The organism is Streptomyces sp. SID11385, from assembly GCF_010548245.1.
In the GTDB taxonomy this organism is placed as follows: Bacteria; Actinomycetota; Actinomycetes; order Streptomycetales; family Streptomycetaceae; genus Streptomyces.
Genome location: NZ_JAAGLR010000309.1, coordinates 1 through 10,895 on the forward strand (window position 1 = coordinate 1; position 10,895 = coordinate 10,895).

Annotated in this window: 12 protein-coding genes and 1 pseudogene; 10 read left to right on the forward strand and 3 right to left on the reverse strand. The window is 73.9% G+C overall.

Annotated elements, in window-relative coordinates; genetic code table 11:
• Both G3I42_RS09290 and G3I42_RS09295 read right to left on the reverse strand, forming a co-directional pair.
• Positions 1-314: pseudogene (locus G3I42_RS09290) on the reverse strand (hypothetical protein); the annotation flags it as partial.
• Positions 315-444: 130 nt separating this feature from the next.
• Positions 445-2,016, reverse strand: coding sequence for an oxidoreductase (locus tag G3I42_RS09295; protein WP_164284175.1), 1,572 nt, complete (start codon positions 2,014-2,016; stop codon positions 445-447).
• Positions 2,017-2,307: 291 nt separating this feature from the next.
• Between G3I42_RS09295 and hisD the strand changes: the two genes are divergently transcribed.
• The 8 genes from hisD to hisF are packed head-to-tail and all read left to right on the forward strand — an operon-like array spanning position 2,308 to position 8,080.
• On the forward strand, positions 2,308-3,648 hold the full coding sequence (hisD, locus tag G3I42_RS09300) for a histidinol dehydrogenase (protein ID WP_164284178.1): 1,341 nt from the start codon (positions 2,308-2,310) through the stop codon (positions 3,646-3,648).
• Positions 3,645-4,769, forward strand: coding sequence for a histidinol-phosphate transaminase (locus tag G3I42_RS09305; protein ID WP_164284180.1), 1,125 nt, complete (start codon positions 3,645-3,647; stop codon positions 4,767-4,769). The genes hisD and G3I42_RS09305 overlap by 4 nt, the downstream gene beginning before the upstream one ends.
• Positions 4,766-5,359 carry an imidazoleglycerol-phosphate dehydratase HisB gene (hisB, locus tag G3I42_RS09310; RefSeq protein WP_164284182.1) on the forward strand — a complete coding sequence of 198 codons (594 nt, stop codon included), beginning with the start codon at positions 4,766-4,768 and terminating at the stop codon, positions 5,357-5,359. Before G3I42_RS09305 ends, hisB begins: the two co-directional genes overlap by 4 nt.
• Complete coding sequence (locus G3I42_RS36900) at positions 5,356-5,514, forward strand: hypothetical protein (RefSeq protein ID WP_010277019.1); 159 nt, start codon at positions 5,356-5,358, stop codon at positions 5,512-5,514. Before hisB ends, G3I42_RS36900 begins: the two co-directional genes overlap by 4 nt.
• 28 nt (positions 5,515-5,542) lie before the next feature.
• Positions 5,543-6,184: an imidazole glycerol phosphate synthase subunit HisH gene (gene hisH, locus G3I42_RS09315; RefSeq protein WP_164284185.1), complete on the forward strand. Its 642-nt coding sequence runs from the start codon at positions 5,543-5,545 to the stop codon at positions 6,182-6,184.
• A 2-nt stretch (positions 6,185-6,186) separates the two neighbouring features.
• Entirely contained in the window at positions 6,187-6,918 is a 732-nt protein-coding gene (gene priA, locus G3I42_RS09320) for a bifunctional 1-(5-phosphoribosyl)-5-((5-phosphoribosylamino)methylideneamino)imidazole-4-carboxamide isomerase/phosphoribosylanthranilate isomerase PriA (RefSeq protein ID WP_164284187.1), read from the forward strand.
• Positions 6,915-7,322: a Rid family hydrolase gene (locus G3I42_RS09325; protein ID WP_164284189.1), complete on the forward strand. Its 408-nt coding sequence runs from the start codon at positions 6,915-6,917 to the stop codon at positions 7,320-7,322. The genes priA and G3I42_RS09325 overlap by 4 nt, the downstream gene beginning before the upstream one ends.
• A complete protein-coding gene (gene hisF, locus G3I42_RS09330; protein WP_164284191.1) occupies positions 7,319-8,080 on the forward strand; it encodes an imidazole glycerol phosphate synthase subunit HisF in 762 nt (253 codons plus the stop codon). The genes G3I42_RS09325 and hisF overlap by 4 nt, the downstream gene beginning before the upstream one ends.
• A gap of 79 nt (positions 8,081-8,159) precedes the next feature.
• Here the strand turns inward: hisF and G3I42_RS09335 are convergent, their stop codons facing one another.
• Positions 8,160-8,795, reverse strand: coding sequence for a TIGR03085 family metal-binding protein (locus G3I42_RS09335; RefSeq protein WP_164284193.1), 636 nt, complete (start codon positions 8,793-8,795; stop codon positions 8,160-8,162).
• A 78-nt stretch (positions 8,796-8,873) separates the two neighbouring features.
• On the opposite strand from G3I42_RS09335, the gene hisI reads away from it, so the two are divergent.
• The gene (gene hisI, locus G3I42_RS09340; protein ID WP_164284195.1) at positions 8,874-9,239 is read left to right on the forward strand and encodes a phosphoribosyl-AMP cyclohydrolase; all 366 of its coding nucleotides are present in this window, start codon (positions 8,874-8,876) and stop codon (positions 9,237-9,239) included.
• Positions 9,240-9,298: 59 nt separating this feature from the next.
• A complete protein-coding gene (locus G3I42_RS09345; protein WP_164284197.1) occupies positions 9,299-10,804 on the forward strand; it encodes an anthranilate synthase component I in 1,506 nt (501 codons plus the stop codon).
• The last annotated feature ends 91 nt before the right edge of the window (positions 10,805-10,895 follow it).

The following is a 10,895-nucleotide window of genomic DNA, read 5'->3' on the forward strand; positions in this document are numbered from 1 at the left end:
AGGTCGGGGTCGTGCGGGGCGGTCGCCGTCCAGTGCGCGTACCACTCGGGGCGGCGCGCGGCGAACGAGGCGAGCCGCCGCACCGCGCGGTCCCGTACCTCCCACTGCCCGCGCTCCCGCGTCGTCGCGAGCAGCTTCGCCGCCGCCTCGTGGTCACCCGCGCCCGCCGCGACGAGCGCGGGCGCGAGCCAGGGCTCCGGCGCGTCGAGCAGCAGCTCCTCGTCGGCGGGCAGCCCGTCGGAGAGCGGGGAGGTGTGCCTGGCCATCCGGGCGGCGCGGCGCAGGGCGAGCAGGGGTCGCATGGTGCGGACCATTGAAAACCGCAGGTGGGAGCGCGTCCAGAGGGCGCCGGGTGTCGCTTTGGCATCGGGACTTACGTTGTACGGGCACGCGCAAAGTCCTGGCAAAGCATGACGCGCCGTCGCACCGGCCGGGCGAGCCCGCTCACCCCTTCCGCAGCGCCCGCGTCGCCCCCGCCGCCACCGTCGTCGCGAGCATCCAGCCGAGCGCCACGAGCCCCGCCGCCGCCCACTGCGCGGCCCCCTGCATCCGCCAGAAACCGTCCTGCCCCAGGTCCACGACCGGGATGAGCAGGTCGAGCGCGAAGAGCACCGGGTTCCACTGCGGGTGCTCGCCCGCGCGCAGCGGCGAGGGCGGCTCCCAGGAGAAGAACAGACTGCTCGCCGCCCACAGCACCCCCATCCACAGCGCCGCCCGCCCCGGCCGGTACCCGTACGCCACCGTGACGTCCTGCACGTACCCCCACAGCCGTACGGCGGGCGGCAGCGTCGCGCGCCGCGCCCGCTCCTTGGCGAGCAGCACCTCGCGCGCCTCCGGGTCCTCGCCGCCCGCGCGCAGCACCGCCGCGAGCCGCTCGTACCCCTCGGGCCGGTACTCCGGCTCGGCCGCCGCGACCCACCTGAGCCGCGCCGAGAGCGGGAACGCCCCGACGGGCACGAGGTTCTCGTAGCTGAAACCGCCCATCGCGAGCAGCCCCGCGCGCGGCCAGCTCGCCGCCCGGTCCACGAGCGTGCCCACCCGCGCCCCCGAGAGCACGACCCGCCCCCGCTCGACCCGCCGCGCCAGGAACCGCAGCTCGGGCACCTGGATGCGGCGCAGCGACACCTCCTGGTCGTTGTCGAGCACGAACTCCGCCTGCTCCAGGTCGACCGCGTCCCCGAATCTCCCGTCGTCCAGCCGCACCCCGCCCCGGCACTCGAAGCCCCGCACCCGTGCCCCGCGCGGCGGGGTGCGCCCGCCCGTCACCGGCGGGTCGACCACCGCCGCCGGGGTCAGGTAGAGGGTGCGCTCGACGGTGAGCTGCGGCGCGTTGAGCGCGCGGCGCCCGTACGGGTGACTGAGCCGGGCCCCGCGCAGGCTCAGCGAGACCCCGATCTGCGCCCCGCGCAGGCTCACCTCGCCCTCCGCCTCAAGCAGCTCCGCCTGGAGGTCCTGGCCCACGCTCAGCCCGTCGCCCAGCAGACAGCTCCCGCGCCGGTCCGCGCGCAGCACCGCCTGGTTCAGGAGCAGGTCCGTGCCGATGTGCGCGTCCGTGAGCCGGACCCCGTGCGCGACCTGGCAGCGCGGGAGGTGGAAATCGCCCTCGGTGTGCAGCCGCGCCGCCTCCAGGCGCGGCAGCGCGCAGTCCACGAGCCGCAGCGTCGAGAACCGGGTCTCGGGCAGCAGCACTTCCTGCTCGAAGCGGCAGCCCACGAGTTCGACGTACGGGGCGACCGTGCCGCCCGCGAGGTCGAGCAGTCCCGTCACGCGCGCCCCGGCGAGCTTGAGCGAGGCGACCCGCCCGCGCAGCGGGGGCGGACAGCTCAGCAGCAGGACGCACACGACGCGCGCCCGCACCTCCCTGTCGTGCCCCCACGGCTCGGTGCCGTGCGGATCGTCCCTGACCGGGTCCCCGGTGCGCAGGTCGAACATGCTGCCGTTGCGGAACGCCAGCCACAGCCCGGCCTCCGCCGGGCTCAACCACTCCGGTGGCTCGCCGCTCAGTTCCTCGTCCACGGCCGGCCTCCCCTCAAGGAGTCGTCGGCGCGCACCGCCGTGCGCGGTGCGCACACACCGTCAGGGATCACATGCCCGCTGCGTGACACCGTGAACGCGGACGGTGAGACGAATCGCGTGGTGGGGAGGTGTTCTTTTGTTCGGACGGCCTGCCCCGGGGTGACGCAGGGTGGCAGCCCCCGTCTCCCGCGGCACCCACGGCCGCGGCCCCCTCCACCGCGGCGCGCCGTCCCGTATCACCGAGTGATACGCGCCCGCGTCCCCCGCGCGGCGTCTGCGAGACTTGACCCCGTGATCTCTCGAATCGACCTGCGTGGTGCCGCCCTCCCCGAGGGCTCCGCACTGCGCGACCTGCTGCCCCGAGCCGAGTTCGACGTCGAGGCCGCCCTGGAGAAGGTGCGGCCCGTCTGCGAGGACGTACGCCATCGTGGCTCGGCGGCGGTCATCGAGTGGGGAGAACGCTTCGGCGACGGCACACCGGCCCACCTGCGGGTGCCGAAGGCCGAGATCGAGAAGGCCCGCGCCGCGCTCGACCCCGAGGTCGAGGCCGCGCTCGTCGAGTCGATCCGCCGCGCCCGCCTCGTCCACCGCGAGCAGCGCCGCACCGACGTCACCACCCAGGTCGTCCCCGGCGGCACCGTCACCGAGAAGTGGGTCCCCGTCGAGCGCGTCGGGCTCTACGTGCCCGGCGGACGCTCGGTCTACCCCTCCTCCGTCGTCATGAACGTCGTGCCCGCCCAGGAGGCCGGGGTCGAGGGCATCGCCGTCGCCTCGCCCGCGCAGCCCGAGTTCGGCGGACTGCCGCACCCGACGATCCTCGCCGCCTGCGCCCTCCTCGGCGTCGACGAGGTGTACGCGGCCGGCGGCGCCCAGGCCATCGCGATGTTCGCCTACGGCACGTACGGCCCCGGGGACCCCGAGGGCTGCCGCCCCGTCAACCTCGTCACGGGCCCCGGCAACATCTACGTCGCCGCCGCGAAGCGCCTGCTCAAGGGCCGGATCGGGATCGACGCCGAAGCCGGGCCGACCGAGATCGCGATCCTCGCCGACGCGAGCGCCGACCCCGTGCACGTCGCCGCCGACCTCATCAGCCAGGCCGAGCACGACCCCATGGCCGCCTCCGTCCTCGTCACCGACTCGCCCGTGCTCGCCGAGGCCACCGAGCTGGAGCTGTCCCGCCAGGTCGCCGCGACCAAGCACCGCGCCGAGCGCGTCGAACCCGCCCTCGCCGGACGCCAGTCCGCGATCGTCCTCGTCAACGACCTGGACGACGGACTCACCGTCGTCGACGCCTACGCCGCCGAGCACCTGGAGATCCAGACCGCCGACGCCGCCGCCGTCGCCGCCCGGGTCCGCAACGCGGGCGCGATCTTCGTGGGGCCTTGGGCGCCCGTCTCGCTCGGCGACTACTGCGCCGGCTCCAACCACGTCCTGCCCACCGGCGGCTGCGCCTGCCACTCCTCCGGCCTGAGCGTCCAGTCCTTCCTGCGCGGCATCCACATCGTCGACTACAGCCGGGACGCGCTCGCCGAGGTCGCCCACCACGTCGTCACCCTCGCCGAGGCCGAGGACCTCCCCGCGCACGGCGCCGCCGTGACCGCCCGCTTCGAGGGGCGGGTGCCGCGCGCATGAGCACCGCCCAGGACCGTATCGACGCCCTCCCGCTCCGCCCCGAACTGCGCGGCAAGAGCCCCTACGGCGCACCCCAGCTCGACGTGCCCGTACGCCTCAACACCAACGAGAACCCGTACCCGCTGCCCGAACCCCTCGTCGCGCGCATCGCCGAGCGCGTCCGCGAGGCCGCCCGCGACCTCAACCGCTACCCGGACCGCGACGCCGTCGAGCTGCGCACCGCGCTCGCCGCCTACCTCTCCCGCGACGGCTACGAGGTCGGCGCCGGGCAGGTGTGGGCCGCGAACGGTTCCAACGAGGTCATCCAGCAGCTCCTCCAGGTCTTCGGCGGCCCGGGACGGCTCGCGATCGGCTTCGAGCCCTCCTACTCGATGCACGGCCTCATCGCCCGCGGCACCAGCACCGAGTGGGTCTCCGGGCCGCGCCGCGCCGACTTCACCATCGACACCGAGGCCGCCGTCGCCGCCCTCGCGACGCACCGCCCCGATGTCGTCTTCATCACCTCGCCCAACAACCCGACCGGCACCGCCGTCGACCGCGAGACCGTCCTCGCGCTCTACGACGCGGCGCGGGCCGTCAAGCCCACGGTCGTCGTCGTCGACGAGGCGTACGTCGAGTTCAGCCACGCCGCCTCGCTGCTCCCGCTGCTCGAAGACCGCCCGCTGCTCGTGATCTCACGCACGATGTCGAAGGCGTTCGGCGCCGCCGGGCTCCGCCTCGGCTACCTCGCCGCCGACCCCGCGGTCGTCGACGCCGTCCAGCTCGTCCGCCTCCCGTACCACCTCTCCGCCGTCACCCAGGCCACCGCGCTCGCCGCGCTGGAGCACACCGATACGCTGCTCGGGTACGTCGAGCAGCTCAAGGCGGAGCGCGACCGGCTCGTCAGCGAGCTGACCGCGCTCGGCTTCGAGGTGACCCCCTCCGACGCGAACTTCGTGCAGTTCGGGGTCTTCGACGGGCCCGGCGGGGCGCACGCCGCCTGGCGGTACATCCTCGACCGGGGCGTCCTGGTCAGGGACAACGGCGTACCGGGGCGGCTGCGGGTCTCGACCGGGACCCCCGCCGAGAACGACGCGTTCCTCGAAGCGGTACGCGGACTGAAGAAGGAGCACAGCGCATGAGCCGCACGGGCCGGGTGGAGCGCACCACCAAGGAGACCTCCGTGCTGGTCGAGATCGACCTCGACGGAACCGGGAAGACGGACATCTCCACAGGTGTCGGCTTCTACGACCACATGCTCGACCAGCTCGGCAGGCACGGCCTGTTCGACCTCGTCGTACGCACCGAGGGCGATCTGCACATCGACACGCACCACACCATCGAGGACACCGCCCTCGCCCTCGGCGCCGCCTTCCGGCAGGCGCTCGGCGACAAGGTCGGCATCTACCGCTTCGGCAACTGCACGGTGCCCCTCGACGAATCCCTCGCCCAGGTCACCGTCGACCTCTCGGGCCGCCCCTACCTCGTGCACACCGAGCCCGAGGGCATGGCCCCGATGATCGGCGCCTACGACACGACGATGACCCGGCACATCCTGGAGTCCTTCGTCGCGCAGGCCCAGCTCGCCCTGCACGTGCACGTGCCCTACGGGCGCAACGCGCACCACATCGTCGAGTGCCAGTTCAAGGCACTCGCCCGCGCCCTGCGCTACGCCAGCGAACCCGACCCGCGCGCCGCGGGCATCCTCCCCTCCACGAAGGGCGCCCTGTGAACGGCACCTCCACGCTTCTGATCATCATCGGCCTGTTCCTCGCCGGGGGCGTCTGGTCGTTCGTCAAGCAGGGCATGCCGAAGAGCCTGCTCGCGATGCTGTCGGTCGGCGCCGGGGTCTTCCTGATCGCGGGCGTCCTCAACCTCACGGTGTGAGCGCCCCGGACCGGAGGAAGAGCGCCCCATGACCACGAAGAAGAAGGTCGTCGTCCTCGACTACGGCTTCGGCAACGTCCGCTCCGCCGAGCGCGCCGTCGCCCGCGCCGGCGCCGAGGTCGAGATCACCCGCGACTACGACGCCGCGATGGCAGCCGACGGCCTCCTCGTCCCCGGCGTCGGCGCCTTCGCCGCCTGCATGGCCGGGCTCAAGGCCGCGCGCGGCGACTGGATCGTCGACCGCCGCCTCACCGGAGGCCGCCCCGTCCTCGGCATCTGCGTCGGCATGCAGGTCCTCTTCGGGCGCGGCATCGAGCACGGCGTCGAGACCGAAGGGCTCGACGAATGGCCCGGCACGGTCGGCCCGCTCAAGGCCGACGTCGTCCCGCACATGGGCTGGAACACCGTCGAGGCCCCTGCCGACAGCGCGATGTTCGCCGGGCTGAGCCCCGAGGAGCGCTACTACTTCGTGCACTCCTACGCGGTCCACGACTGGACCCTGGAGGTCACCAACCCGGCGCTCCGCGCCCCGCTCGTGACCTGGACCACGCACGGCGAACGCTTCGTCTCCGCCGTCGAGAACGGCCCCCTGTGGGCCACCCAGTTCCACCCCGAGAAGTCCGGCGACGCCGGAGCCCAGCTCCTCACCAACTGGATCGAGACCCTCTGACCATGGCCCAGCAGCTCGCACTCCTCCCCGCCGTCGACGTCCGCGACGGCCAGGCCGTGCGCCTCGTGCACGGCGAGTCCGGTACGGAGACCTCCTACGGCTCCCCCCTGGAGGCCGCCCTCGCCTGGCAGTCCGCGGGCGCCGAGTGGCTGCATCTCGTCGACCTCGACGCCGCCTTCGGCACCGGCGACAACCGCGCGCTCGTCGCCGAGGTCACCGCCGCCATGGACATCAAGGTCGAGCTCTCCGGCGGCATCCGCGACGACGACACCCTCGCCGCCGCGCTCGCCACCGGCTGCACCCGCGTCAACCTCGGCACCGCCGCCCTGGAGACCCCCGAGTGGGTCGCCAAGGTCATCGCCGAGCACGGCGAGCGCATCGCGGTCGGTCTCGACGTCCGCGGCACGACGCTGCGCGGACGCGGCTGGACCCGCGACGGCGGCGACCTCTACGAGACCCTCGCGCGCCTCGACGCCGAGGGCTGCGCCCGCTACGTCGTCACCGACATCGCCAAGGACGGCACCCTCAAGGGCCCCAACCTCGACCTCCTGCGCGGCGTCTGCGCCGCCACCGACCGCCCGGTCGTCGCCTCCGGCGGCGTCGCGACCCTCGACGACCTGCGCGCGCTCAGCACGCTCGTCCCCGAGGGTGTCGAAGGCGCGATCGTCGGCAAGGCGCTCTACGCGAAGGCGTTCACGCTGGAGGAAGCGCTCGACGTGGTGAGGCAGCCGTGAGCGGCGCGGTACGCAGGATCTCCTCGGGCGGCCCCTGGGAGGAACGCTTCGGCTACGCGCGCGCCGTCGCCCTCCCGGGCGGCCTCGCCCTCGTCTCCGGCTGCACCGGGATACAGGCGAGCGGCAGTCTCGTCGCCGGCGGCCCCTACGAGCAGGCCCGCGCCGCGCTCGCGACGGCGCTCGACGCGCTCGGCCGCCTCGGCCTCAGCGCCGCCGACGTCGTCCGCACCCGGATGTACGTCGTCCACGCCCGTGACGTGGACGAGGTCGGACGCGCGCACGCCGACGTCCTCGGCGAGGTCCGCCCCGCGGCGACCCTCGTCCTCGTCGCCGGGCTCATCGACCCCGAGATGCTGGTCGAGATCGAGGTCGAGGCGTACGGGAACCCGGAGGCCACCGCATGAGCCTCGCCGTCCGCGTGATCCCCTGCCTCGACGTCGACGCGGGCCGCGTCGTCAAGGGCGTCAACTTCGAGAACCTGCGCGACGCGGGCGACCCCGTCGAACTCGCCAAGCTCTACGACGCGCAGGGCGCCGACGAGCTGACCTTCCTCGACATCACCGCCTCGTCCGGCTCGCGCGAGACGACGTACGACGTCGTGCGCCGCACCGCCGAACAGGTCTTCATCCCGCTCACGGTCGGCGGCGGGGTCCGCACCGCCGAGGACGTGGACCGGCTGCTGCGCGCGGGCGCCGACAAGGTCGGCGTCAACACGGCGGCGATCAGCCGTCCCGAGCTGATCCGCGAGATCGCCGAGCGCTTCGGCCGCCAGGTCCTCGTCCTCTCCGTCGACGCGCGCCGCCGCACCGACGGCACGCCCGGCTACGAGGTGACGACCCACGGCGGACGCACGGGCACCGGGCTGGACGCCGTGGCGTGGGCCGAGCGGGCCGCGGAGCTGGGCGCGGGCGAGATCCTGCTCAACTCCATGGACGCGGACGGCACCAAGGACGGCTACGACCTGGAGATGATCACCGAGGTCCGCCGCCACGTCGACGTCCCCGTCATCGCGAGCGGCGGCGCCGGCAAACTCGCCGACTTCGTCCCCGCCGTCGAAGCGGGCGCCGACGCGGTCCTCGCGGCCTCGGTCTTCCACTTCGGAGACCTGGCCATCGGCGAGGTCAAGGCCGCGATGCGGGGCGCGGGACTGCCGGTGCGCTGAGCCGCCGGGCGGAAACGGCGTGCGGGGCGACGGCGGAGCGGGCCACCGCCCGTGTCCGCGCGCCGCCCCGCGGGCCCGCTCAGAACCCCAGCTTGTCCGTCCCCGACACCGCCGTGACCGCCGCCTTCTCGCCCTCCAGCTGCACGTCCGCGTGCGCCTGGCGGCCGAAGAGGAAGAGGGTCAGTTCGCCCGGCTCGCCCGTCGCCGTCACGACCGGGGTCTCGCGGTTGGCGACCGCCGTGCGGCCGTCGGGCAGGCGCAGGACGAGGCCGACCGGGGAACGGCGGGCGAGCGGGCGCGCCATCTTCTCCAGGCGCGTCCACAACGTCCCCGCGAAGACCGGGTCGAGGGTGCGCGGCGCCCAGTCCGGCTGGGCCCGGCGCACGTCCTCGGCGTGGACGAAGAACTCGACGGCGTTCGCCAGCTCGTCGACCTGCTTGAGCTTGAACGGCGAGTACTTCTGCGGGCCCGTACGGATGAGCTGGAGCAGCTCCTCGTACGGCTTCGCGGCGAACTCCGCCTGCACCCGCTCCAGGCGCGGGGCGAGCGCCTTGACGAACATGCCCCCCGCCGCGTCCGGGCGCCGCTCGCGGACCACCACGTGCGCGGCGAGATCCCGCGTCAGCCACCCCTCGCACAGGGTCGGCGCGGTGGGACCCGACGCCTCCAACAGATCGGCCAGAAGCAGCCGTTCACGCTTCGCATGACTGGACATACAGGTCAGCCTAGCCCCGCGACCGGCAGGTGAAACGTCCCGCGCCCGGGGCGTGCCGCGCTGCGCGACAATGGCCCTATGAACAGTACGGCCGACAGCCCCCTCGACCCGGACCTCGCCCGGCGCCTCAAGCGCACGGCGGACGGCCTCGTGCCCGCCGTCGCCCAGCAGTACGACACCGGCGAGGTGCTCATGCTCGGGTGGATGGACGACGAGGCGCTGCACCGCACCCTCACCACCGGGCGCTGCACCTACTGGTCGCGCTCGCGGGGCGAGTACTGGGTCAAGGGCGACACCTCCGGCCACGTCCAGCACGTCAAGTCCGTCGCCCTGGACTGCGACGGCGACACACTCCTCGTGAAGGTCGACCAGGTGGGCGCCGCCTGCCACACCGGCGACCGCACGTGCTTCGACGCGGACGTGCTGCTCTCACCGGAGTCCTGAGACGGCATGCGGCGAGACGCGCATCCGGTGCCCCCCGCGGGCCAGTAGGGTCCTGCCCCATGGACCTCGCAGCCTTCCGCGCTCTCGCCGCCGACCGGCGTGTCATCCCCGTCAGCCGCACCCTCCTCGCCGACGGCGACACCCCGGTCGGCCTCTACCGCAAGCTCGCCGCCGAGCGCCCCGGCACCTTCCTGCTCGAATCGGCCGAGAGCGCCGGCCAGTCCTGGTCCCGGTACTCCTTCGTCGGCGTCCGCAGCGCCGCCGTGCTCAGCGAGAAGGACGGACAGGCGCACTGGACGGGCACCCCGCCGGTCGGCGTCCCCACCGAGGGCGACCCGCTCGCGGCACTGCGCGCCACCGTCGAGGCCCTGCACACCCCCCGCGACCTCGCCCCCGGACTGCCGCCCTTCACCGGCGGCATGGTCGGCTACCTCGGCTACGACGTCGTACGCCGCCTGGAGAGGCTCCCCGAGGACACGCCCGACGAACTGGGCCTGCCCGAACTGACGATGCTCCTCACCTCCGACCTCGCCGTGCTCGACCACTGGAACGGCACCGTCCGCCTCATCGCCAACGCCATCAACCACAACGACCTCGCGACCGGCGTCGACGAGGCGTACGCGGACGCCGTCGCCCGCCTCGACGCGATGGAGGCCGACCTGCGCCGCCCCCTCGCCTCCGAGCCCGCCGCCCTCCCCGAGTCCGCGCTGCCCGAGTACACCGCGCGCTGGGGCGGCCCCGACTTCCGCGCCGCCGTCGACACCGTCAAGGAGCGCATCCGCGCCGGGGAGGCCTTCCAGGTCGTGCCCTCGCAGCGCTTCGAGACCCCGTGCGCGGCGAGCGCCCTCGACGTCTACCGCGTCCTGCGCGCCACCAACCCCTCCCCGTACATGTACCTCCTGCGCCTCGACGGCTTCGACATCGTCGGCTCCAGCCCCGAAGCGCTCGTCAAGGTCGAGGACGGGCGCGCCATGGTCCACCCCATCGCGGGCACCAGGCCGCGCGGCGCCACCCCGCAGGAGGACCGCGAACTCGGCGAGGAACTCCTCAAGGACCCCAAGGAACGCGCCGAGCACCTCATGCTCGTCGACCTCGGCCGCAACGACCTCGGCCGCGTCTGCGCGCCCGGCAGCGTCGAGGTCGTCGACTTCATGTCGATCGAGCGGTACTCGCACGTCATGCACATCGTCTCGACCGTCACCGGGCAGGTCGCCGAGGGCCGTACCGCCTTCGACGTGCTCACCTCCTGCTTCCCCGCCGGAACCCTCTCCGGCGCGCCGAAGCCCCGCGCCCTGGAGATCATCGACGAGCTGGAACCCTCACGGCGCGGCGTGTACGGCGGCGCCGTCGGCTACCTCGACTTCGCGGGCGACTCGGACACCGCGATCGCCATCCGCACCGCCGTCCTGCGCCAGGGCACCGCGTACGTGCAGGCCGGGGCCGGGATCGTCGCCGACTCGGACCCGCTCGCCGAGGACCAGGAGTGCCGCAACAAGGCCGCCGCCGTGCTCCGCGCCGTCCACAGCGCCGACCGCCTGCGGGCCGCGCGGGGCGGTGAGGGATAGTGGACGGGTGACTGCTGTCCCGCATCCCCGTACCGACGCGCCGCCCGCGCCCGCGAGCCCGGCGGCCCCCGCCGCCGCGCGCGCCCAGCGC

Bases quoted from the DNA above. Each gene is read 5' to 3' on its own strand.
- G3I42_RS09305 (WP_164284180.1), top strand. From the start codon at position 3,645: ATGAGCACCGCCCAGGACCGTATCGACGCCCTCCCGCTCCGCCCCGAA.
- hisB (WP_164284182.1), top strand. From the start codon at position 4,766: ATGAGCCGCACGGGCCGGGTGGAGCGCACCACCAAGGAGACCTCCGTG.
- hisH (WP_164284185.1), top strand. From the start codon at position 5,543: ATGACCACGAAGAAGAAGGTCGTCGTCCTCGACTACGGCTTCGGCAAC.
- priA (WP_164284187.1), top strand. From the start codon at position 6,187: ATGGCCCAGCAGCTCGCACTCCTCCCCGCCGTCGACGTCCGCGACGGC.
- hisF (WP_164284191.1), top strand. From the start codon at position 7,319: ATGAGCCTCGCCGTCCGCGTGATCCCCTGCCTCGACGTCGACGCGGGC.
- G3I42_RS09335 (WP_164284193.1), bottom strand. From the start codon at position 8,795: ATGTCCAGTCATGCGAAGCGTGAACGGCTGCTTCTGGCCGATCTGTTG.
- hisI (WP_164284195.1), top strand. From the start codon at position 8,874: ATGAACAGTACGGCCGACAGCCCCCTCGACCCGGACCTCGCCCGGCGC.
- G3I42_RS09345 (WP_164284197.1), top strand. From the start codon at position 9,299: ATGGACCTCGCAGCCTTCCGCGCTCTCGCCGCCGACCGGCGTGTCATC.